The organism is Klebsiella sp. 64 (genome assembly GCF_018223915.1).
Classification (GTDB): Bacteria; Pseudomonadota; Gammaproteobacteria; order Enterobacterales; family Enterobacteriaceae; genus Klebsiella; species Klebsiella pneumoniae.
The window spans coordinates 68,715-89,544 of sequence record NZ_JAGRQZ010000003.1; the positions used below are offsets into that span (position 1 = coordinate 68,715).

Sequence of the window (20,830 nt, forward strand, 5' to 3'; positions counted from 1 at the left end):
ATGGAGAAAACTATGCAACGGCAACGCGGTTTCACGTTACTGGAAATTATGGTGGTGATCGTCATTCTCGGCATTCTCGCCAGCCTGGTGGTGCCTAACCTGATGGGCAACAAGGAGAAAGCGGACCGCCAGAAAGTCGTCAGCGATCTGGTGGCGCTCGAGGGAGCGCTGGACATGTATAAACTCGACAATAGCCGCTACCCCAACACCGAACAGGGACTGCAGGCGCTGGTGACCGCTCCGGCCGCCGAGCCGCACGCCCGCAACTACCCGGAAGGCGGCTATATCCGCCGTCTGCCGCAGGACCCGTGGGGGAATGAGTATCAGCTGTTAAGCCCGGGTCAGCATGGCGCCATCGACGTCTTCAGCGTCGGCCCGGACGGGATGCCCGACACCAATGACGATATCGGCAACTGGACCCTCGGGAAGAAATAGTGTCTCAGCGCGGTTTCACCCTCCTGGAGATGATGCTGGTCCTGCTGCTGATCGGCGTCAGCGCCAGCATGGTGCTGCTGGCGTTTCCCTCCGCCCGCACCCAGGAGGCCACACAGATCCTGGCGCGCTTTCAGGCGCAACTGGATTTTGTCCGCGAGCGCGGGCAGCAAACCGGTCAGCTCTTCGGCATTATCATCCACCCTGAGCGCTGGCAGTTTATGCGCCTGCAGCCTGCCGACGATAGCGCCCCGGCGGCGGCTGACGACCGGTGGGGCAACGCGCAGTGGCTGCCGCTGCAGGCCGGACGCGTCGCCACGGCGGAAACCCTCCCGCGGGTCAGGCTGACGCTGCGCTTTCCCGACGGCCAGGCGTGGACGCCGGGCGAGCAGCCCGACGTGCTTATTTTTCCCGGCGGTGAAGTCACGCCGTTTCAGCTGCGGATTGACGCCGCGACGGGCATCAACGTCGACGCCCAGGGCGACAGCCAGCCGCTGGCGGCGCGGGAGCAGCCATGAAGCGTGAAGCCGGAATGACGCTTATCGAAGTGATGGTCGCGCTGGTGATTTTCGCCCTCGCTGGCCTGGCGGTGATGCAGTCCACCCTGCAGCAGACGCGCCAGCTCGGGCGTATGGAAGAGAAAATCCTCGCCAGCTGGCTGGCGGATAACCAGCTGGTGCAGCTGCGGCTGGAGAAACGCTGGCCTGCCCTCAGCTGGTCTGAAACCACCGTGGAGGCTGCCGGGACGCGCTGGTTTGTCCGCTGGCAGGGAGTGGAAACCGCGCTGCCGCAGCTGCGGGCGCTGGACGTGGAGGTCCGGCGGCAAAAAAGCGATCCCGCGCCGCTGGCCACCCTGCGCACCTGGGTGACGCCGCCATGATAACCAGGATGCGCGGTTTCACCCTGATTGAAACGCTGCTGGCGCTGGCTATTCTCGCCGTCCTCAGCGCCGCCGCCGTGATGGTGCTGCAGAACGTCATCCGCGCCGATGGCCTGACCCGCGAGAAAAGCCAGCAGATCGCGGCCCTCCAGCGCGCCTTTCGCCAGATAGCCGACGATGTCACCCACATCATTCCCCGTCGCGCCAGAAACAGCGACACGTTTTTCTTCGCCGGACGTTTCCAGTTGCAGAGCGACGACTGGGGACTGGCCTTCAGCCGCAGCGGCTGGCCAAACCCGCTGGGGATCCTCCCGCGCTCGGAGATCCAGAACGTCAGCTACCGTCTGCGCCAGCAGCAGCTTGAGCGTCTGAGCTTCGATCAGCAGGATCCGCTGACCGGCAGCCAGCCGACGGTCCGGGTGCTGCTGCGCGAGGTCACTGCGTTTCGCCTGCGGTTTTACGCCGACAGGCGCTGGCAGGAAACCTGGGACCGCCCGCAGACGCTGCCGCAGGGGCTGGAGATCACCCTGACGCTGGCGAACAGCGGGGAAATAACCCGCCTGTTTTTACTCACCCCGGGAGGCGGCCAGTGATAAATCGGCAACGCGGCGTCGCGCTCCTGATGGTGCTGTTCATCCTCGCCCTGATGATGATCCTCGCCAGCGCCATGACCGAGCGCACCGCGGTCATGTATCAGCATACCGCCGTGACCCTCGATAATTTGCAGGCCAGATGGTACGCCCTGGCGGCGGAAAATATGGCCGCCGCGCTGCTGCAACGCGATGCGCTGGACTCGCCCAGTCAAACGAACCTGGCGCAAACCTGGGCGCAGGAGGGGCGCCGCTTTACCCTCGACGATGGCGAAATCCGCGCCACGATCCGCGACGGGCACGCCTGCTTTAACCTCAATGCCATCAACCATCGCACGGATGAGGCTGGCGACGGAACGCCCTACCCGACCGACGTCTTCGTTCGGCTGCTGGCGCTGCTCGGCGAGCCGCCGCTGCGCGCCAGCCAGATCGCCGCCGCCCTTGGCGACTGGACGGACAGCGACGGCCAGCCGCGGCTGAACGGGGCGGAGGACGAGGTCTATATGGCGCAAACCCCGGGCTATCTCGCCGCCAACCAGCCGATGCAGGATGTCAGCGAGTTGCGCCTGCTGGCCGGGATGGACGCCGCGCTCTATCAGCGCCTGCTCCCCTTCGTCTGCGTCCAGCCGGATGACGCGCTGCAGGTCAATGTCAACACCCTGCGCCCCTCCCAGGCCGCCCTGCTGGTGGCCCTCTTTCCCGGCGATCTGACGCTGCAGGAGGCGCAACAGCTGCTGCACAACCGCCCGCGAACCGGGTGGAGCAGCGTCGCCGCCTTTCTCGCGCAGCCGACGCTGCAGAAAACCGATACCACGCTTGCCCGTCCCTGGCTGACGGTGCACAGCGCACGCTTTATCGCCGCTTTTACCGTGGTGACTGGCAATCTCCGCTTTCAGCTGCACAGCGTCCTGCAACAATCGGGGCGCACGTTTACCGTCGTCCAGCGGCGATATGGACTCTCTATGGTGGTCGATGAACAAGATTAATGCTTCTCCCCAGGCCATGCTGATCGTGCGCCTCGCCGCCGCGCAGGCGCCGCTGCACTGGCAACTCTTCGCCCCCGGCGAGCCGCACCACGAGGCCAGCGGCCGGTGGCCGACTGACGACGCCAGCCCTTTCCCGGCGCTGGCTGAGCAGTACCCGGCCTGGGTGCTGATCCCGGCCAGCGACTGCGCGTTTCACTCGCTCACCCTACCGGCGGGCCTGCGTAAACCGCCGCTGCAGGTGGCCCCGTTTCTGCTGGAAGAGCAGCTGGCAGACGATGTGGAAGCCACCCATTTTGCTCTGCTCCACCGCCAGCAGGCCCAGTGCGAGATCGTCGCCGTACAGCGGCAAAAAATGCGCGACTGGCTGGCGCGCTGCGAATCGCTCTCCTTACAGCCCCTGGCGTTGACGCCCGACGTGCTGGCCCTGCCCTGGCAACCGCCGGCGTGGAGCGCGGTGCAGGTGGACGAGCAGTGGCTGATCCGCCACCAGCCGTGGGGCGGCATGGCGGCGGAAAACGTCTGGCTGACGGAGCTGCTGCAGAGCGAGGCGGAAGAGCACGTCATCGACAGCTATTCGCCGCCGCCCGCGGCGCCGGGCGTCTGGCGGGAGCAGCCTGCGCAGACATTGCTGACCCTTGCCGCACGCCATCCGGCAGCGCAGAAACTCAGTCTGCTGCAGGGGGAGTTCGCCGTCCGGCGGCGGTCTGCGCAGGCGAGCTGGCGTCCGGCGCGGTATGCCGCGCTGGCTCTGGCGTTACTGGCAGGGGCAAACAGCGTGCTGGACCATCGCGATCTGGCGCGTCAGGCCGAGGCGGCGCAACAGGCCAGCCGGGCCTTCTATCACCGCTGGTTTCCGACGGAGAAAAAGGTGATTAACCCACGACTGCAGATGCAGCAGCACCTGCAAACCCTCACCCGTCAGGCGCAGCATGCCCCCCTCGTCGACCGCCTCAGCGCCTTGCAAAACATCCTCAGCGAAACGCCGGGGATCCGTCTGCGAGCGCTGAGCTGGGATGCCGCGGGCAATCGTCTGCAGCTGGATATCGCCGCGGTCTCTTCCCGGGCGCTGGAGCAGTTTACCCAGCGGGCGCAGCCGCGGTTTCGCGTCCGGCCGGGCGACATGATCACGAAACCGGATGGCATTGAGGGACAACTGACGCTGGAGGAAAACGATGGCTAATCTGCTTATCTGGTGGCGGCAGCGCACGCCGTCGGAGCAGCGCCTGTTGCTTGGTCTGACAGGGCTGCTGGCGGCATGCGCCTTCTGGTATGGGCTGTGGCAGCCCTGGCGAGCCCGCGAGGCGCAGTGGCGGCAAACCCTGGTGAAAGAGCAGGCCAGCCTGCGCTGGATGACGGAGCAGGCTCCGCGCCTGCAGCAGCTCAGCCAGCAGCCCGCGCCGGCGGCAAAAGAGGCGCTCACCGCGCTGGTGATGCGCGAGGCGGGGAGCCACGGACTGACGGTCGTCCGCCTGCAGCCGCAGGGAAAACGTCTGCAGATCACCCTTCAGCCCTGCGCTTTCCAGGCGCTGATCGACTGGCTGGACGCTCCGGCGATGCGCGGCGTCAACGCGATCTCGCTGTCCGTGACCGGGCAGCCGTCGCGACCCGGCTGGGTCACGGTCAACCATCTGCTGCTGGAGCGCGACGATGAAGGCTAACTGGATCGCGGGCGGACTGCTGCTGGTCCTCTATCTGTTGTGGCTCACCGCCACCGCTCCGGCGCGCCTGCTGGCCCCCATGCTGCCGCCCGGCGTACAGGTGGGGCAGTTTAGCGGCAGCGTCTGGCGCGGCGCGGCGCAACCGGTCTACTGGCATGGGGAACGGCTTGAACGACTGGCGTGGTCGCTGACCCTGGCGGGCTGGCAGGTCTCTCTCAGCGATCCCCGCGGCGTGATGGGTCAGGCCCGGCTGTGGGGCCTTCGCGATCTGCGCCTACAGGAGGGGCGGCTCACCGCCCCCGCCAGCCTGCTCAGCCGCTGGTTGATGTCGACTATGCCCGTCAAGGCCGCGGGGGAGGTCACCTTCAGCCTGACCGAAGGGCGGTTCAGCGACGGACGCTGCCGGCATATCATCGCCGGAGGCGCGCAGTGGCGGCAGGCCCGACTGCACTCCCCGGTCGGCAGCCTGGAGCTGGCCCAGGTTAATGGCACCTTCCGCTGTACGGTGGACGGCGCCGTGGCGCTGACTCTCCGTCAGGACTCTCATCAGCTGAGCCTCAGCGGCCAGGGGACTCTGTCGCCCGATGGCCGCTATCTGTTTCGCGGCACGCTACAGCCCCGGCAGGGAATGCCGCCGCTGCTGGCGCTGCTGGTCACGCGCCCGACAGCGAATAACGCCCCGGGCCCGACGCCGTGGCAGCTGCAGGGAAAATGGTTACCACAGGAGCAAAAATGACGACACTAGCCGCGTTATCGCTGCACTTTCCCTTTGTCTGGTATGGCTTTCTACTGCTGTTCGGCCTGGCGCTGGGCAGCTTTTACAATGTGGTGATCTATCGTCTGCCGCGCATGTTGACCCAGACCGCGGACGACGAGCGGATAACCCTCAGCACCCCGGGCTCTTCCTGCCCGCAGTGCCGCCAGCCGATCGCCTGGCGGGACAATATCCCGCTGCTCAGTTTCCTCTGGCTGGGCCGGCGCGCCCGCTGCTGTCAGGCGCCCATCGCGTGGAGCTATCCGCTGACCGAGCTGGCCACCGGCCTGCTGTTTATCCTCGCCGGAGCTTTGCTAGCGCCGGGCCTGCCGCTGGCGGGCGGCCTGGTGCTGCTCTCGTTCCTGCTGATACTGGCGCGGATTGATGCCCGGACCCAGCTGCTGCCCGATCGCCTGACTCTGCCCCTGCTGTGGGCCGGGCTGCTGTTCAATCTTAACGAGGTGTACATTGCCCTGCCGGATGCGGTCGCCGGGGCGATGGCCGGTTATCTGGCGCTGTGGTCGGTCTACTGGCTGTTCCGCCTGCTGACCGGGAAAGAGGCGCTGGGCTATGGCGATTTTAAGCTGCTGGCGGCGCTGGGCGCCTGGTGCGGCTGGCAGGTTCTGCCGCAGGTGCTGTTGCTCGCTTCGGCCAGCGGGCTGGTGTGGACCCTACTGCAACGCCTGTGGACCCGGCAGTCGCTGCAGCAGCCGCTGGCCTTCGGCCCCTGGCTGGCGCTGGCCGGCGGGAGTATTTTTCTCTGGCAGCAGATGGTCTAGCGTTTGCGAACCGACTGGCCGGGCAGGATGCCGCCCGGCAGCGGCGGCTACGAGTATTTTTTGCTGCGGCGGGTCGGGGCGGCGTTGGCCGGATCGTCCGGCCAGACGTGCTTCGGATAGCGTCCCTTCATCTCTTTCTGCACCTCGCGGTAGCTCCCTTGCCAGAAGGCGCTCAGATCGCGGGTGATCTGCAGCGGACGCTGGGCAGGCGACAGCAGCTCCAGCACCAGCGGCACCCGTCCCTCGGCGATCACCGGCGTCGTGGCCTCGCCGAACATCTCCTGCATACGCACCGCCAGCGCTGGCGAGTTCTCCGCATGGTATCGGATCGCCAGGCGGCTGCCGGTCGGCACGGTATAGTGCGTCGGCAGCTCGCGATCCAGCTTCTGGCGCAGCGGCCATGGCAGCCAGTCCTGTAGCGCCTGACGCAGATCCAGCGCCTTCAGCGCCCGCAGGGAATGAACGCCGTTCATCTGCGGCAGCAGCCATGTCTCCAGCGAGGCCAGCAGCGAAGCGTCATCCACTGCGGGCCATGCCTCTTCCGGCAGCCACTGCGCCGCACAGTGCAGCCGCAGGCGCAGCTGCTCAGCCTCTGGCGTCCAGTTGAGCACCCCGAGGCCTTTCTCACGAATACCGTTGAGCATCGCCTGATGCAGCTCTGCCTCAGAGGGCTTCGCCAGCGGCTGGGTCTTGATCACCAACTGGCCGATCACCGTCCGCCGCCAGGCTTTCAGCGTCCCCTGCGCTTCATCCCACTCCACCGTGTCGGAACTTTTCGCCAGTTCAGGGCGGGCGGCGATCAGCTCGCCGATTTCCACTGGCAGAGCCAACAGCATGCGGGCATCCGGCGAAGCGCTGCCCTGCAGCAGCAGCGGAGCGATAAGCCATTCATGACGGCCCAGCGCGTCGTCGGCGTCCAGCATCGCGCCCATGCCGTTCGCCAGCTGGTAGCGCCCCTCCTGACCGCGGCGGCGGGCGATGCGATCGGCGAAGGCCGACGCCAGCAGCCCCGCCATTAGCCCGGCATCGGGCTGGCCGCCGCGGCGGGCCAGGCGTTTCATCAGCTGCTGCGCTCGCTGCTGCCAGTTGGCCTGCTGACGGGAAAAGACGGCCCCCAAATCCACCAGTCCGCCGCGCGGCGGCTCCTCGAGGATCGCCGCCAGCTTTGCCGCTGTCGCCGCCTCGTCATCGGTCTGCGCGGCGGCCAGCATCGCCGCCAGCCGCGGCTCGTTGCCAAGCGCTGCCATTTTGCGGCCAAACGCCGACAGCCGCTCGCCGTCCAGCGCCGACAGCGCCTCCAGCAGGCGACGCGCGGCGGCCAGATTGACCGCGGGCGGCTGATCCAGCCAGGCCAGCGCGGCCGGATCGTGGCAGCCCCACTGCAGCAGCTCCAGCAACAGCGCCGACAGATCGCTGTGCAGGATCTCCGGCTCGCTCTGCGCCGCCGCCCGTTCCGCCTGTTCTTTGCCGAGCAAATGCAGGCAGATCCCCGGGGAGAGACGACCGGCGCGTCCGGCACGCTGCGTCATCGATGCCTGGCTGATGCGCTGCGTCACCAGCCGGGTCAGGCCGGTGCGCGGGTCAAAGCGGGCGACCCGCTCCTGGGCGCTGTCGACCACCAGGCGGATCCCCTCGATGGTCAAACTGGTCTCGGCAATATTGGTGGCCAGCACCACTTTGCGCTTCCCGGCCGGCGCCGGGAGGATCGCTTTGCGCTGTTCGCTTAAGGGCAACGCGCCATACAGCGGGCAGAGAATGACATCCTCCGCCACGCGCTCCGTCAGCTGTTCCTGAACGCGCTGGATCTCGCCGACGCCGGGCAGAAACAGCAGCATCGATCCCTGTTCATGCCGCAGGAGCTCCGCCGCCGCTACCGCCACAGCCTCATCAAAACGCTGGTGCGCGGAGAGCGGGCTGAAGCGACGCTCCACCGGATAAGCGCGCCCCTCCGAGACCACCACCGGCGCCTCCGGCAGCAGACGCTGCAGGCGATCGTTATCGAGGGTCGCCGACATGATCAGCAGCTTGAGATCGTCACGTAACCCCTGCTGGACGTCGAGCAGCAGGGCCAGGGCCAGATCCGCCTGCAGGCTGCGCTCGTGAAACTCATCGAGGATCACCAGCCCCACGCCCGTCAGCTCCGGATCGCGCTGGATCATGCGCGTCAGGATCCCCTCCGTAACCACCTCCAGGCGGGTCTGCGGTCCGACGCAGGTTTCGGCGCGCATGCGGAAACCCACGGTCTCCCCCGGCTTTTCGCCAAGCAGTTCAGCCAGCCGCTGCGCGACATTACGCGCCGCCAGGCGCCTCGGCTCGAGCAGGATAATGCGTCCCGCGATGTTGCCCTCGGCGAGGATCTGCAGCGGCAACCAGGTCGACTTCCCGGCGCCGGTCGGCGCGTTGAGCAAAACCTGCGGCGCATGCTGCAGGGCGGATAACAGTTCTGGAAGGACAGCGGCAACCGGCAATGAGGACACAAAAGGCTCCGGGGGTTAACATTCAGGGGTTCGCATTGTAGCATCCCCCTAATTCATTACCGAGTCTCTATCATGTCTGAGCCGAAAAGGCTGTTTTTTGCGCTTGAACTGCCGTCTGCCGTCCAGAAGCAAATTGTCCAGTGGCGGGCTACGCACTTCCCCGAAGATGCCGGCAGGCCCGTCGCGGCGGATAATCTTCATCTGACGCTGGCGTTTCTCGGCGAGGTGAGCGCGGAAAAACAGCGGGCGCTGGCCGCTCTCGCTGGCCGGCTGCGCCAGCCGGGCTTTACCCTGACGCTGGACGATGCCGGACAGTGGCTACGTTCGCGAGTGGTATGGCTCGGAACCCGCCAGCCGCCGCGCGGCCTGCTGCAGCTCGCCAGCATGTTGCGCGCTCAGGCGGCGCGCAGCGGCTGCTATCAGAGCCCGCAGCCGTTTCACCCGCATATTACCCTGTGGCGCGATGCTCGCCAGGCGGTGCCGATCCCGGCCCCCGGCTTTCGCTGGACGTTTCCGGTGAACGAGTTCGTGCTCTATGAGTCCAGCTTTAGCCGCGGGCGCACGCGCTACACGGCGCTGGAACGTTATCCGTTTGATAAGGAAAGTTGATGCAGTTTGATCCGCCGTTGCAGCCCGCCATTTTGCTTAAACGTTACAAACGATTTCTTGCTGACGTGGTCACCCCCGATGGCCGCGAGCTGACGCTCCACTGCCCGAATACCGGGGCGATGACCGGCTGCGCCGCCCCGGGCGACACCGTCTGGTATTCCACCTCGGACAATGCGAAGCGCAAATATGCCCACACCTGGGAATTAACTGAAACCCAGCAGGGCGCAGTTATTTGCGTCAATACGCTGCGCGCGAATTCTTTGGCGAAAGAGGCGATTTCCGCCGGAATAATTCCTGAACTTTCAGGCTATAACCAGCTGAAAAGCGAAGTGAAATATGGCGAAGAGAATAGCCGTATCGATATTATGTTACAGGCAGATGACCGACAAAACTGCTATATTGAAGTGAAATCGGTTACGTTGGCGGAGAAAGAATACGGTTATTTTCCCGATGCGGTGACCACGCGCGGTCAGAAGCATCTGCGGGAACTGATGGCCGTCGCGGCAAATGGCGACCGCGCGGTGATTTTATTTGCCGTCCTGCATTCGGCAATTGACCGTTTTTCTCCCGCGCATCATATTGATGCCAGATACGCACAGCTGTTAACAGAAGCCCAGGACAAGGGGGTGGAAATTCTCGCCTGGAAAGCGGAACTTTCTACGACGAGGATGACTCTGAATAAGCCGATCGCCGTGGTGTTAAACCCCGGTAAATAAGTGGCTAAATAGTGTTCGGGTCGCAAGCGCGAATACGCTTTTCTTCACAGGGTTGTCAAGTGTAACGTTTAGATAATTGCTATCCGGAAAAGCATCTGCTATTTATAGCGGCCTGATTTTCCCCCACATGGGGATCGATAGTGCGTGTTAAGGAGAAGCAACATGCAAGAAGGGCAAAACCGTAAAACATCGTCCCTGAGTATTCTCGCCATCGCTGGGGTGGAGCCGTACCAAGAGAAACCGGGCGAAGAGTATATGAACGAAGCCCAGCTGGCGCACTTCAAGCGTATTCTTGAAGCATGGCGTAATCAACTCAGGGATGAAGTGGATCGCACCGTATCGCACATGCAGGATGAAGCAGCTAACTTCCCGGACCCGGTAGACCGTGCCGCCCAGGAAGAAGAGTTCAGCCTGGAACTGCGTAACCGCGACCGCGAACGTAAACTGATCAAAAAGATCGAGAAAACGCTGAAAAAAGTTGAAGACGAAGACTTCGGCTACTGCGAATCCTGCGGCGTGGAGATCGGCATTCGCCGTCTGGAAGCGCGTCCGACAGCGGATCTGTGCATTGACTGCAAAACCCTGGCGGAAATTCGCGAAAAACAGATGGCGGGCTAATCCCCTGCTGCCTCACTCTCTGGCGGGAGTCTCTCCCGCCTGGTTCTGTTGTCCGTACCATGACTGACTCACGCTATATAGGGCGCTTCGCCCCCTCCCCCTCCGGCGAACTCCACTTCGGCTCTCTGATCGCCGCGCTCGGCAGCTACCTGCAAGCCCGCGCGAACCAGGGTATCTGGCGTGTTCGTATTGAAGATATCGACCCGCCGCGCGAAGTCCCCGGTGCCGCCGATACCATCCTGCGCCAGCTTGACCACTACGGTCTGCACTGGGATGGCGACGTGCTGTGGCAGTCGCAACGGCACGAAGCCTACCGCGAGGCGCTGACGTGGCTGGGCGAGCAAGGGCTGAGCTATTACTGCACTTGCACCCGCGCGCGGATCCACGCCGTGGGCGGGATCTACGACGGCCACTGCCGCGATCTCGGGCTGGGGGCGGAAAACGCCGCGCTGCGCCTGCGCCAAACCCGTCCGGTGCTGCAGTTTAGCGACCGTCTGCGCGGCACGCTCATCGCCAATGAGCCGCTGGCGCGTGAGGATTTTATTATCCACCGTCGCGACGGGCTGTTCGCCTACAACCTGGCGGTGGTGGTCGACGACCACTTTCAGGGGATCACCGAGATTGTCCGCGGCGCAGACCTGATTGAGCCGACGGTGCGGCAGATTTCGCTGTATCAGCATTTTGGCTGGCAGGCGCCGGATTACCTCCATCTGCCGCTGGCTCTCAATGGCGACGGCAATAAACTCTCTAAACAAAACCACGCGCCGGCGCTGCCGGAAGGCGATCCGCGCCCCGAAATCGTCCGGGCGCTCCGCTTTCTGAATCAGGCGATCCCCGAGGAGTGGCAGGCCCTGAGCATCGATGATTTACTCGCCCAGGCCGTCGCCAACTGGCAGCCGGCGAAAATCGAGCATTCTCAAATGGCTCCCGCTGAGCTATGATTAGCCGCTATTTTTACACTGTACAGTTGATCTGAAGTCCGTCTGACACTACGAGGTGCACCATTTTTACCCGAGTCGCTAATTTTTGCCGTAAGGTGCTAAGCCGTGAGGAGCGCGAGGCAGAAGCCGCCGTCGAACCAACGCCTATGACGGTGATCCCGCGTGAGCAGCATGCTATTTCCCGCAAAGATATCAGTGAAAACGCCCTCAAGGTCATGTACCGCCTCAACAAGGCGGGCTACGAATCCTGGCTGGTCGGCGGCGGCGTCCGCGACCTGCTGCTTGGCAAAAAGCCTAAAGATTTTGACGTTACCACCAACGCCACGCCGGATCAGGTACGCAAGCTGTTCCGCAACTGCCGTCTGGTTGGGCGACGTTTCCGCCTGGCGCATGTGATGTTCGGGCCGGAAATCATTGAGGTCGCCACCTTCCGTGGCCATCACGAAGGGCATACCACCGATCGCGTCACCTCCCAGCGGGGCCAGAACGGCATGCTGCTGCGCGATAACATCTTCGGCTCGATCGAGGAGGATGCCCAGCGTCGCGACTTCACTATCAACAGCCTCTATTACAGCGTGGCGGACTTTACCGTTCGCGACTACGTCGGCGGCATGAAGGATCTGCAGGACGGCGTGATCCGCCTGATCGGCAATCCGGAAACTCGCTATCGCGAGGATCCAGTGCGCATGCTGCGCGCGGTGCGCTTTGCTGCCAAGCTCAATATGACCATCAGCCCGGAAACGGCTGAACCGCTGCCGCGCCTGGCCGCCCTGCTCCACGATGTGCCGCCGGCGCGTCTGTTCGAAGAAGTGCTCAAGCTGCTGCAGGCCGGGTATGGCTACCAGACCTACATGCTGCTGCGGGAATACAGCCTGTTCCAGCCGCTGTTCCCGACCATCACCCGCTACTTTACCGAGCGCGGCGACAGTCCGATGGAGCGGATCATCAGCCAGGTGCTGAAGAATACCGATACCCGCATTCATAACGATATGCGCGTCAATCCGGCCTTCCTCTTCGCGGTGATGTTCTGGTATCCGCTGCTGGAGACGGCGCAAAAAATCGCTCAGGAGAGCGGCCTGGCGTACTACGACGCCTTCGCCCTGGCGATGAACGATGTGCTGGACGAAGCCTGCCGTACGCTGGCGATCCCTAAGCGCATCACCACCCTTATTCGTGATATCTGGCAGCTGCAGCTGCGCATGTCCCGTCGTCAGGGCAAACGCGCCTGGAAGCTGATGGAGCATCCGAAATTCCGCGCCGCCTATGACCTGCTGGAGCTACGCGCCGGCGCCGAGAACAACCACGAACTGCAGCGCCTAACCAAATGGTGGGGCGAATTCCAGGTCGCCGCACCGCCGGCGCAAAAAGATATGCTCAACGACCTCGGGGACGATCCTGCGCCGCGCCGTCGTCACCGTCGTCCGCGCAAGCGCGCGCCGCGCCAGGGTAACGCATGACTCTGGTCTATATCGCTCTTGGCAGCAACCTTGCTTCTCCACTGGAGCAGGTGCAGGCGGCTATCCGCGCCCTGGGCGAAATTCCGCACAGCCGCGTGGTCGCCGTCTCTTCGTTCTACCGCACGCCGCCGCTGGGCCCGCAGGATCAGCCGGACTATCTCAACGCCGCCGTTGCGCTGGAAACCGCCCTGCCCCCCGAGACGCTGCTCGATCATACTCAGCGCATCGAACTGCAGCAGGGGCGAGTGCGCAAAGCCGAACGCTGGGGGCCGCGCACGCTGGACCTCGATATCATGCTGTTTGGCGATGCTGTCATTAACAGCGAGCGCCTGACCGTTCCGCACTACGATATGAAAAACCGCGGCTTTATGCTCTGGCCGCTGTTCGAGATCGCCCCGGACCTTCACTTTCCTGACGGCCCGGCGCTGCGCGCCGTGCTGGATAATCTCGGCGCGGCAAAGCCCGCCAGCTGGTAATCCCCTCTCCCTTTTTTAGCATTTGCGGCGATCGTCGTAATCGGTTGCCCAAAATCATTGCCCCTCTGAATGCTGCTGTTAGAATGCCGGTTAATATGACTTTCATCATCAGGAAATGTTATGAAACCGACCACCATTGCCCTGCTGCAGAAATGCAAACAGGAAAAGAAGCGCTTTGCCACCATTACCGCCTACGATCACAGCTTCGCGAAGCTGTTCGCCGATGAAGGCATAAATGTGCTGCTGGTAGGCGACTCGCTGGGAATGACGGTGCAGGGTCACGACTCCACCCTGCCGGTTACCGTGGAAGATATCGCCTATCACACCCGCGCCGTCCGCCGCGGCGCGCCAAACAGCCTGCTGCTTGCCGACCTGCCGTTCATGGCCTATGCCACCCCCGAGCAGACCTTTGCAAATGCCGCCATCGTGATGCGCGCTGGCGCCAATATGGTCAAACTCGAGGGCGGCGCCTGGCTGGCCGACACCGTGAGGATGCTGGCGGAGCGCGCGGTGCCGGTTTGCGGCCATCTTGGCCTGACGCCGCAGTCGGTGAACGTATTCGGTGGGTATAAAGTGCAGGGTCGCGGCGATGCGGCGCAGACCCTGTTTGAAGACGCGTTAGCGCTGGAGGCGGCGGGTGCGCAGCTGTTGGTCCTGGAGTGCGTGCCGGTTGAACTGGCGAAGCGCATCACCGACGCTCTGACCATTCCAGTGATCGGCATCGGCGCGGGCAACGTCACCGACGGGCAAATCCTCGTGATGCATGACGCTTTCGGCATTACCGGCGGCCACATTCCTAAATTTGCCAAGAATTTCCTTGCCGAAGCGGGCGACATCCGCGCCGCGGTGCGGCAGTATATTGCCGAAGTCGAATCCGGAATCTATCCGGGCGAAGAACACAGTTTCCATTAAGGAGTCTTGTTGTGCTGATTATTGAATCCGTACTGCTGCTGCGGCAGCATATCCGCCGTCTGCGTCAGGAAGGTAAGCGTATCGCGTTGGTCCCGACGATGGGCAACCTGCATGATGGTCATATGAAGCTGGTTGATGAAGCCAAAGCCAGTGCGGACGTGGTGGTGGTCAGTATTTTCGTCAATCCGATGCAGTTTGACCGCGTCGACGACCTGGCGCGCTACCCGCGCACCTTACAGGATGATTGCGAAAAGCTGAACAAACGTCATGTCGACTTTGTCTTCGCGCCGACGCCGGCGGAAGTGTACCCCCAGGGTACTGAAGGCCAGACCTACGTCGACGTTCCGGGATTATCCACCATGCTCGAAGGCGCCAGCCGCCCGGGCCATTTCCGCGGCGTGTCGACCATCGTCAGTAAGCTGTTCAACCTTGTTCAACCAGACGTCGCCTGCTTCGGCGAGAAAGACTTCCAGCAGTTGGCGCTGATCCGCAAGATGGTCGCCGATATGGGCTACGACATTGAGATCATCGGCGTGCCGATCGTCCGCGCGAAAGATGGCCTGGCGCTGAGTTCGCGTAACGGCTACCTGACCGCCGACCAGCGCAAAATCGCGCCTGGTCTGTATAAAGTGCTGAGCGCGGTGGCGGAAAAGCTGGCCGCCGGCGATCGGCAGCTCGATGAGATCATCGCTATCGCTGAACAGGAGCTGAATGAGAAAGGCTTCCGCGCCGACGACATTCAGATCCGCGATGCCGACACCCTGCTTGAGCTGACCGATGCCAGCCAGCGCGCGGTGATCCTGATGGCCGCCTGGCTGGGGCAGGCTCGCCTGATCGACAACCGGATCGTCACGCTCGCTCAGTAGACAGCGGGTAAAAATCGGGCAATACTGCCCGGGCTTTTCTCAGGGCGGGCGCCGTGTCCGCTCTGCTACATTAAGGTTGAAGGGTAGAAGTTATGATGCGTAATATGCTGCAGGGCAAGCTCCACCGCGTAAAAGTCACGCAGGCGGACCTGCACTATGAAGGTTCTTGCGCCATTGACCAGGACTTCCTGGATGCGGCCGGTATTCTGGAGAATGAAACTATTCACCTCTGGAACGTCACCAACGGCAACCGTTTCTCCACCTACGCCATTGCCGCCGAGCGGGGCTCCCGGATCATCTCCGTTAACGGCGCCGCCGCGCACTGCGCCAGCGTCGGCGATATTTTGATCATCGCCAGCTTCGTTACCATGTCGGACGAAGAGGCGCGCAGCTGGCAGCCTAACATCGCGTACTTCGAAGGCGACAACGAAATGAAGCGCCAGGCGAAAGCTATTCCGGTACAGGTCGCCTGATGGCCGCGACGCTGCGCTCAGGCGCAGCGTCGGTATTACCCCTGCGGCTGGTTACTGATCAGCCGCGACATCGTCTCCAGCGAATCCGTGTGTAAGATATATAACCGCTTTAACAGAAACGGATTGTCCCCCGGCTTCACCTTCCCACGCACCGTCGTTACCGCCATATGAAACCCGGCGTCATTCGCCGCCTGCACCGCCGTAGCGTTATAGCCGCCGAAGGGATAGGAAAGGTAGAGAACGTGCGGATTAAACTGGCTCAGCGCCCGGCGCGAGCGGGCGAAATCAAACAGAATATTATGGTAATTGCGACTGAATAAAATCGGCCGCCGGCCGGCGTCAACCCGATGCAGGAAGTGAGTATGCGACTGAATATCAAAGACGTCCTGGATCTGGCGTAGCTCGGAAATGCTCATAAACTGCAGGGATTTCGGATCCCACTTCTGCGGATGGCGCTTAATACGCGAGGAGATAATAAACGCGGTGGCATGGAAACCGTACTGTTTCAGCACCGGATAGGCGTAGCGGTTCACCGATTTCAAGCCATCATCGAAAGTGATCGCCACCGCCCGCGCCGGGAGATTGATTTTATTACGCACATAGCCTTCCAGCTGATACAGGGTCAGCGTGGTATAGCCCTGATCGCGCAGCCAGGTCATCTGATTCGTGAAGGCGCGAACCGAGGTGGTGGTCGACGTATGACGAAAACGGGTGTTCTCTTCATCGCGCAGAATATGGTGATAGGTCAGCACGGGAATACCGTGATCCTCCTGCGCGTCCAGACTACTGACCCACGCCAGCCGGTCGCCAATGCGGATCTGAAACCAGGTCTGATTGAGCCGGTCCTTCAGCTTGCTGAGGATCGGATAGCGCAGATTGTTGGCCAGCGTGCCGAACGGCGCGCTGCTTACCGAGGGAGCGTCATAGAGCGGTGTATCTTTCCAGGTGAGTAAATTTTGGTTACTCAGCGGTTTATTAAGATCCCCCAGACGGTCCTCCACCCGCTGCTTGCCCTGCACCGGCTCGAGATGCCCTTTATCAATAAACCCGGTGCCAAAGCCGAAACGAAACTCATAGTAGTCAGCCGCCGTCGGGACGACTGCGAGGATCTGCCCGGCACGAACATTGCCGACGCTGACCACATGGTTTCCCACCTGCGCCCAGATGACCGCGTCTTCGGTGGTTTGCATATAGCGCGCAGCCTTGCCCTGCTGGCTAAGCAGGCTGGCGGAGGCGCTGAGTGAGGTCAGGAAAAGAAGCAGGGTCAAAAATCGGGCAAGCATACGCATCAAACCGTTATACCATCAACGGCGGTTATTGTAACAAAAGCGGTATCTGTCCCGCTGCTTAATTTCCCCAGGCATCATGGCGCAACCGGAACGGGGGGTTCTTCTGCTGCTGATGCCACAGGCTGCTCACCATCGGCCCGCCCGCGCTGACGATCGCCTGGCGAAACGCTACGCTGCTTAACGTGCCTCGCAGGAGATACATTCGCTCAAGGAGTGGATAGCTGACGCCGGAGATCACTTCGCAGTGGGTATGTTTGTGGCTCATCAGCGCCGCGGCCCGATAAGGCGCCGCACCGGTTTTGTCAGTGAGAAAAATGACCCCGTCCCCGGAGTCGGTGGCATGCAGCGCATCGCACATCATCCGGCTCAACATATTGCTGCTGAGATTGCGCCAGTAATTGACCGCCCGGCACTGGGCCAGCGGACCAAACTTTTGTTCAAGACGATCCAGCATCTCCTGCGCCAGCTCATCGTGACAGGTAATGACCCATCCGAGCATGCTTCCCTCCTTAGCCAGCGAATAATGTAGCAAGGTGAAGATGACGTATCGGTGATGGGAGTCAAAGATAAGCGGTTAGCGCTTCGCATATTTACTTCAGGAAGCGCTAACCATGATGAGTATCAGCTACGCAGGCCGCGACCGCGCTGAATTAACGACCAGCACAGCAGATAGAAGGCGACAATGAACACCACCAGCACGGCGAAGGTGGTCGCCAGCGGGACGTCGTTGATACCGAGGAAGCCGAAGCGAAAACCGCTGATCATGTAGACGATGGGGTTCAGATGCGACAGCCCCTGCCAGAACGGCGGCAGCAGGGTCAGCGAGTAGAACACCCCGCCGAGATAGGTCAGCGGCGTCAGCACAAAGGTCGGGATCAGGCTAATGTCATCGAAGGTCTTGGCAAACACCGCGTTCAGCAGCCCGGCCAGCGAGAACAGCACCGCGGTGAGGAGCAGCGTCAGGGCGACAAACAGCCAGGAGTGAACCTGGAACGGCACAAAGAATAGCGACACCGCGGTCACCAGGATACCTACGCACAGTCCTCGCGCTACCCCGCCGCCCACGTAGCCGGCGATAATCACATGCGTCGGCACTGGCGCCACCAGCAGCTCTTCAATATTGCGCTGAAACTTGGCGCTGAAGAAGGATGAGGCGACGTTGGCGTAAGCGTTAGTGATCACCGCCATCATGATCAGGCCCGGGACGATAAACTGCATATAGGTAAAACCATGCATCTCACCAATGCGCGAGCCGATCAGGTTGCCAAAGATCACGAAATACAGGGTCATGGTGATCACCGGCGGCACCAGCGTCTGTACCCAGATGCGCATAAAACGGTGGATCTCTTTGGTCCAGATGCTTTTCAGCGCGACCCAATAAAGCTGCATCATGCTGATTCTCCTTTTCGCTCATGCACCAGCGTGACAAACAGCTCTTCCAGACGGTTGGCTTTGTTACGCATACTCAGTACCTGCACCCCCTGGGCGCTCAGCTGCGCGAAGACGCTGTTAATTCCCTGCTCACGCAGAACCTCCACTTCCAGCGTCGAGGTATCGACCAGCTGGTACTGGTAGCCTTCGAGCTTCGGCACCGGGCTTTTTGGCGCGAGGTCAAGAATAAAGGTCTCTGACTTCAGCTTCGACAGCAGCGCTTTCATCGAGGTGTTTTCCACCAGCTCGCCGTGCTGGATGATGCCGATGTTGCGACATAGCATTTCGGCCTCTTCGAGATAGTGGGTGGTCAGGATAATGGTGGTTCCGCGATCGTTGAGATCCTTGAGAAAGCCCCACATAGAGCGACGCAGTTCAATATCGACGCCGGCGGTCGGTTCGTCGAGGATCAGCAGCTTCGGCTCATGCATCAACGCGCGGGCGATCATCAGGCGACGCTTCATCCCGCCGGAGAGCATCCTCGCGCGTTCGTTGCGTTTTTCCCACAGGTCGAGCTGTTTTAAATACTTTTCACTGCGGGAAAGGGCTTCTTTACGCTCAACGCCGTAGTAGCCCGCCTGGTTAACGACGATCTGCTGCACGGTTTCGAACGGGTTGAAGTTAAACTCCTGCGGCACCAGGCCAAGCTGGCGCTTGGCATTGACGACGTCTTTCTCCAGATCGTAGCCAAAGACATTGACCTGACCAGAGGTTTTGTTCACCAGCGAGCTGATGATGCCGATGGTCGTGGATTTTCCGGCCCCGTTCGGGCCCAGCAGGGCATAAAAATCCCCCGCTTCGACCTGCAGGTCGATCCCCCGCAGCGCCTGAACCCCGCCGGGATAGGTTTTTTTGAGCTGTTTTAATTCCAGAGCAATGGTCATTAAATATCTCTTCTCGTGTCGTGACACGTCATTAACCCGCCTGACTCACGTTTGCGCTGGACCGGCGCTGACGCCGCCAACGCATCTGCAGCCAGAAGTATCACGGGTTAAGATGGTTTTAAAAAAGGTGAGCTTACCCTATATTAGCGCAACGCACTTACTTGGTTACAGGCCGATAACGTCCATGAATGATATAGATACACTCATCAGCAACAATGCACTATGGTCAAAAATGCTGGTGGAAGAGGACCCCGGCTTTTTTGAGAAACTGTCGCAGACGCAGAAACCGCGCTTCCTGTGGATTGGCTGTTCGGACAGCCGCGTTCCCGCTGAGCGACTCACCGGCCTGGAGCCTGGCGAACTGTTCGTGCATCGTAACGTAGCGAACCTGGTGATCCACACCGATCTCAATTGTCTGTCGGTGGTGCAGTATGCCGTCGATGTCCTGGAAGTCGAGCACATTATTATCTGCGGCCACTACGGCTGCGGCGGCGTGCAGGCGGCGGTGGAGAACCCGGAGCTGGGGCTTATCGACAACTGGCTGCTGCATATCCGCGATATCTGGTTTAAGCACAGCTCGCTGCTCGGTGAAATGCCAGAGGAGCGCCGTCTGGATACCCTTTGTGAACTGAACGTGATGGAACAGGTGTACAATCTGGGACATTCGACGATTATGCAATCCGCGTGGAAGCGCGGACAGAAGGTGACCATCCACGGCTGGGCTTACGGGATTCACGACGGACTGCTGCGCGATCTGGATGTCACCGCTGTGAGCAGGGAAACCCTCGAACAGCGCTATCGCCACGGGATCTCCAACCTCAAGATCAAGCACATCAACCACAGATAGCCTTCAGACTTCGCCACCCTGGAGAGCGCGGCGCGCGCTGTCCAGAGTGGGATATCCCCTTACTCGTCCAGCAGGGTGACTTTGCCGATATACGGCAGATGGCGGTAGCGCTGAGCATAGTCGATACCGTAGCCCACCACGAACTCATCCGGAATCGCGAAACCGACGTATTCAACCGGGACGTTCACTTCGCGGCGGCTGGGTTTATCAAGTAGCGTACAAATGGCCAGCGATTTCGGCTCGCGCAGGCTGAGGATTTCGCGAACTTTAGACAGGGTATTGCCGGAGTCGATGATGTCTTCCACGATCAGAACGTCTTTACCACGGATGTCTTCATCCAGATCTTTAAGGATTTTCACATCACGAGTGGTGGACATGCCGCTGCCGTAGCTGGAGGCGGTCATAAAATCGACTTCATGCGGCACCTGCACTTCACGGCACAGGTCGGCCATGAACATAAACGAGCCGCGCAGCAGCCCCACCAGCACCATTTCGCTGCCGCTGTTCTGATAATGTTCGTTGATTTGACGACCCAGTTCCGCGATACGCGCTTTGATCTCGGATTCCGGGATCATCACTTCTACAGTATGTTTCATAATACTAACCATTTGATTCTAAATATAAATCATCAAAGCCGCTGCTTTCGCCCCGACGATGACCGGCAAGCCATCCAGTATACCAGCAAAAAGAAATCTTCGGTGCAGGGATTAATAAAGCCATATTTGTGATTCCGATCACACTTGTTAAATCCTATA

General features: G+C 61.5%; 26 protein-coding genes. 19 read left to right on the forward strand and 7 right to left on the reverse strand.

Translation table 11 applies throughout. The features are described 5' to 3' along the window. Positions 1–12 precede the first annotated feature (12 nt). The 9 genes from gspG to KHQ23_RS03525 are packed head-to-tail and all read left to right on the forward strand — an operon-like array spanning position 13 to position 6,079. Positions 13–435: a type II secretion system major pseudopilin GspG gene (gspG, locus tag KHQ23_RS03485; protein WP_002889054.1), complete on the forward strand. Its 423-nt coding sequence runs from the start codon at positions 13–15 to the stop codon at positions 433–435. Then, entirely contained in the window at positions 435–950 is a 516-nt protein-coding gene (gspH, locus tag KHQ23_RS03490) for a type II secretion system minor pseudopilin GspH (RefSeq protein WP_032435598.1), read from the forward strand. The genes gspG and gspH overlap by 1 nt, the downstream gene beginning before the upstream one ends. Then, entirely contained in the window at positions 947–1,312 is a 366-nt protein-coding gene (gene gspI / locus KHQ23_RS03495) for a type II secretion system minor pseudopilin GspI (protein WP_002889025.1), read from the forward strand. The genes gspH and gspI overlap by 4 nt, the downstream gene beginning before the upstream one ends. Further along, the gene (gene gspJ, locus KHQ23_RS03500; protein ID WP_032435596.1) at positions 1,309–1,905 is read left to right on the forward strand and encodes a type II secretion system minor pseudopilin GspJ; all 597 of its coding nucleotides are present in this window, start codon (positions 1,309–1,311) and stop codon (positions 1,903–1,905) included. The genes gspI and gspJ overlap by 4 nt, the downstream gene beginning before the upstream one ends. Further along, entirely contained in the window at positions 1,902–2,888 is a 987-nt protein-coding gene (gspK, locus tag KHQ23_RS03505) for a type II secretion system minor pseudopilin GspK (protein WP_004183041.1), read from the forward strand. Before gspJ ends, gspK begins: the two co-directional genes overlap by 4 nt. After that, on the forward strand, positions 2,875–4,068 hold the full coding sequence (gene gspL / locus KHQ23_RS03510) for a type II secretion system protein GspL (RefSeq protein ID WP_004191957.1): 1,194 nt from the start codon (positions 2,875–2,877) through the stop codon (positions 4,066–4,068). Before gspK ends, gspL begins: the two co-directional genes overlap by 14 nt. Then, entirely contained in the window at positions 4,061–4,546 is a 486-nt protein-coding gene (locus tag KHQ23_RS03515) for a type II secretion system protein M (RefSeq protein WP_211776923.1), read from the forward strand. The genes gspL and KHQ23_RS03515 overlap by 8 nt, the downstream gene beginning before the upstream one ends. Continuing rightward, a complete protein-coding gene (locus KHQ23_RS03520; RefSeq protein ID WP_004145897.1) occupies positions 4,536–5,282 on the forward strand; it encodes a type II secretion system protein N in 747 nt (248 codons plus the stop codon). The genes KHQ23_RS03515 and KHQ23_RS03520 overlap by 11 nt, the downstream gene beginning before the upstream one ends. Continuing rightward, positions 5,279–6,079, forward strand: a complete 801-nt coding sequence (locus KHQ23_RS03525) for an A24 family peptidase (protein ID WP_002888947.1) — start codon at positions 5,279–5,281, stop codon at positions 6,077–6,079. Before KHQ23_RS03520 ends, KHQ23_RS03525 begins: the two co-directional genes overlap by 4 nt. Positions 6,080–6,126: 47 nt before the next feature. Here the strand turns inward: KHQ23_RS03525 and hrpB are convergent, their stop codons facing one another. Further along, positions 6,127–8,556 (reverse strand): ATP-dependent helicase HrpB, encoded by a 2,430-nt coding sequence (gene hrpB / locus KHQ23_RS03530; RefSeq protein WP_032435594.1) that lies wholly within the window; start codon positions 8,554–8,556, stop codon positions 6,127–6,129. Between the two features lie 72 nt (positions 8,557–8,628). Here hrpB and thpR point away from each other — a divergent pair, with 72 nt between their 5' ends. The 9 genes from thpR to panD all read left to right on the forward strand — a co-directional run bounded on the left by thpR (position 8,629) and on the right by panD (position 15,624). After that, positions 8,629–9,165: an RNA 2',3'-cyclic phosphodiesterase gene (gene thpR / locus KHQ23_RS03535; RefSeq protein ID WP_004177389.1), complete on the forward strand. Its 537-nt coding sequence runs from the start codon at positions 8,629–8,631 to the stop codon at positions 9,163–9,165. Next, a complete protein-coding gene (gene sfsA / locus KHQ23_RS03540; protein ID WP_002888848.1) occupies positions 9,165–9,881 on the forward strand; it encodes a DNA/RNA nuclease SfsA in 717 nt (238 codons plus the stop codon). Before thpR ends, sfsA begins: the two co-directional genes overlap by 1 nt. A gap of 162 nt (positions 9,882–10,043) precedes the next feature. Next, positions 10,044–10,499, forward strand: coding sequence for an RNA polymerase-binding protein DksA (gene dksA / locus KHQ23_RS03545; protein ID WP_002888845.1), 456 nt, complete (start codon positions 10,044–10,046; stop codon positions 10,497–10,499). Positions 10,500–10,558: 59 nt separating this feature from the next. Next, positions 10,559–11,440 carry a tRNA glutamyl-Q(34) synthetase GluQRS gene (gene gluQRS / locus KHQ23_RS03550; protein ID WP_004145903.1) on the forward strand — a complete coding sequence of 294 codons (882 nt, stop codon included), beginning with the start codon at positions 10,559–10,561 and terminating at the stop codon, positions 11,438–11,440. A 62-nt stretch (positions 11,441–11,502) separates the two neighbouring features. Beyond that, entirely contained in the window at positions 11,503–12,897 is a 1,395-nt protein-coding gene (pcnB, locus tag KHQ23_RS03555; RefSeq protein WP_071784135.1) for a polynucleotide adenylyltransferase PcnB, read from the forward strand. After that, positions 12,894–13,373, forward strand: coding sequence for a 2-amino-4-hydroxy-6-hydroxymethyldihydropteridine diphosphokinase (folK, locus tag KHQ23_RS03560; RefSeq protein ID WP_009485787.1), 480 nt, complete (start codon positions 12,894–12,896; stop codon positions 13,371–13,373). Before pcnB ends, folK begins: the two co-directional genes overlap by 4 nt. Before the next feature lie 120 nt (positions 13,374–13,493). After that, positions 13,494–14,285, forward strand: coding sequence for a 3-methyl-2-oxobutanoate hydroxymethyltransferase (gene panB, locus KHQ23_RS03565; protein WP_032435592.1), 792 nt, complete (start codon positions 13,494–13,496; stop codon positions 14,283–14,285). Positions 14,286–14,296: 11 nt separating this feature from the next. Continuing rightward, entirely contained in the window at positions 14,297–15,151 is an 855-nt protein-coding gene (gene panC / locus KHQ23_RS03570; protein ID WP_002888835.1) for a pantoate--beta-alanine ligase, read from the forward strand. Between the two features lie 92 nt (positions 15,152–15,243). Then, complete coding sequence (panD, locus tag KHQ23_RS03575; protein ID WP_002888834.1) at positions 15,244–15,624, forward strand: aspartate 1-decarboxylase; 381 nt, start codon at positions 15,244–15,246, stop codon at positions 15,622–15,624. Between the two features lie 35 nt (positions 15,625–15,659). Here panD and KHQ23_RS03580 read toward each other — a convergent pair whose 3' ends face one another. The 4 genes from KHQ23_RS03580 to KHQ23_RS03595 form a co-directional block, all read right to left on the reverse strand. Beyond that, positions 15,660–16,913, reverse strand: coding sequence for a polysaccharide deacetylase family protein (locus KHQ23_RS03580; protein WP_032435590.1), 1,254 nt, complete (start codon positions 16,911–16,913; stop codon positions 15,660–15,662). Between the two features lie 58 nt (positions 16,914–16,971). After that, positions 16,972–17,412, reverse strand: coding sequence for a PTS sugar transporter subunit IIA (locus KHQ23_RS03585; protein ID WP_004177394.1), 441 nt, complete (start codon positions 17,410–17,412; stop codon positions 16,972–16,974). 122 nt (positions 17,413–17,534) lie between these two features. Continuing rightward, positions 17,535–18,305, reverse strand: a complete 771-nt coding sequence (locus KHQ23_RS03590; protein WP_002888827.1) for an ABC transporter permease — start codon at positions 18,303–18,305, stop codon at positions 17,535–17,537. After that, positions 18,302–19,228 (reverse strand): ABC transporter ATP-binding protein, encoded by a 927-nt coding sequence (locus KHQ23_RS03595; RefSeq protein ID WP_002888823.1) that lies wholly within the window; start codon positions 19,226–19,228, stop codon positions 18,302–18,304. The genes KHQ23_RS03590 and KHQ23_RS03595 overlap by 4 nt, the downstream gene beginning before the upstream one ends. 184 nt (positions 19,229–19,412) lie before the next feature. On the opposite strand from KHQ23_RS03595, the gene can reads away from it, so the two are divergent. Further along, positions 19,413–20,075, forward strand: a complete 663-nt coding sequence (gene can / locus KHQ23_RS03600) for a carbonate dehydratase (RefSeq protein WP_002888821.1) — start codon at positions 19,413–19,415, stop codon at positions 20,073–20,075. 59 nt (positions 20,076–20,134) lie between these two features. Here can and hpt read toward each other — a convergent pair whose 3' ends face one another. Continuing rightward, entirely contained in the window at positions 20,135–20,671 is a 537-nt protein-coding gene (gene hpt / locus KHQ23_RS03605; protein ID WP_002888819.1) for a hypoxanthine phosphoribosyltransferase, read from the reverse strand. A gap of 4 nt (positions 20,672–20,675) precedes the next feature. Continuing rightward, a complete protein-coding gene (locus KHQ23_RS03610; RefSeq protein WP_012542835.1) occupies positions 20,676–20,795 on the reverse strand; it encodes a hypothetical protein in 120 nt (39 codons plus the stop codon). Between the last annotated feature and the right edge of the window lie 35 nt (positions 20,796–20,830).

Coding starts and splice junctions, on each gene's coding strand:
- folK (WP_009485787.1), top strand. CDS start 12,894: ATGACTCTGGTCTATATCGCTCTTGGCAGCAACCTTGCTTCTCCACTG.
- hpt (WP_002888819.1), bottom strand. CDS start 20,671: ATGAAACATACTGTAGAAGTGATGATCCCGGAATCCGAGATCAAAGCG.
- can (WP_002888821.1), top strand. CDS start 19,413: ATGAATGATATAGATACACTCATCAGCAACAATGCACTATGGTCAAAA.
- sfsA (WP_002888848.1), top strand. CDS start 9,165: ATGCAGTTTGATCCGCCGTTGCAGCCCGCCATTTTGCTTAAACGTTAC.
- gspL (WP_004191957.1), top strand. CDS start 2,875: ATGAACAAGATTAATGCTTCTCCCCAGGCCATGCTGATCGTGCGCCTC.
- KHQ23_RS03515 (WP_211776923.1), top strand. CDS start 4,061: ATGGCTAATCTGCTTATCTGGTGGCGGCAGCGCACGCCGTCGGAGCAG.
- KHQ23_RS03585 (WP_004177394.1), bottom strand. CDS start 17,412: ATGCTCGGATGGGTCATTACCTGTCACGATGAGCTGGCGCAGGAGATG.
- gspI (WP_002889025.1), top strand. CDS start 947: ATGAAGCGTGAAGCCGGAATGACGCTTATCGAAGTGATGGTCGCGCTG.
- gluQRS (WP_004145903.1), top strand. CDS start 10,559: ATGACTGACTCACGCTATATAGGGCGCTTCGCCCCCTCCCCCTCCGGC.
- KHQ23_RS03610 (WP_012542835.1), bottom strand. CDS start 20,795: ATGGCTTTATTAATCCCTGCACCGAAGATTTCTTTTTGCTGGTATACT.
- dksA (WP_002888845.1), top strand. CDS start 10,044: ATGCAAGAAGGGCAAAACCGTAAAACATCGTCCCTGAGTATTCTCGCC.
- KHQ23_RS03525 (WP_002888947.1), top strand. CDS start 5,279: ATGACGACACTAGCCGCGTTATCGCTGCACTTTCCCTTTGTCTGGTAT.
- KHQ23_RS03590 (WP_002888827.1), bottom strand. CDS start 18,305: ATGATGCAGCTTTATTGGGTCGCGCTGAAAAGCATCTGGACCAAAGAG.
- KHQ23_RS03595 (WP_002888823.1), bottom strand. CDS start 19,228: ATGACCATTGCTCTGGAATTAAAACAGCTCAAAAAAACCTATCCCGGC.
- KHQ23_RS03580 (WP_032435590.1), bottom strand. CDS start 16,913: ATGCGTATGCTTGCCCGATTTTTGACCCTGCTTCTTTTCCTGACCTCA.
- thpR (WP_004177389.1), top strand. CDS start 8,629: ATGTCTGAGCCGAAAAGGCTGTTTTTTGCGCTTGAACTGCCGTCTGCC.
- KHQ23_RS03520 (WP_004145897.1), top strand. CDS start 4,536: ATGAAGGCTAACTGGATCGCGGGCGGACTGCTGCTGGTCCTCTATCTG.
- gspJ (WP_032435596.1), top strand. CDS start 1,309: ATGATAACCAGGATGCGCGGTTTCACCCTGATTGAAACGCTGCTGGCG.
- panB (WP_032435592.1), top strand. CDS start 13,494: ATGAAACCGACCACCATTGCCCTGCTGCAGAAATGCAAACAGGAAAAG.
- panD (WP_002888834.1), top strand. CDS start 15,244: ATGATGCGTAATATGCTGCAGGGCAAGCTCCACCGCGTAAAAGTCACG.
- gspG (WP_002889054.1), top strand. CDS start 13: ATGCAACGGCAACGCGGTTTCACGTTACTGGAAATTATGGTGGTGATC.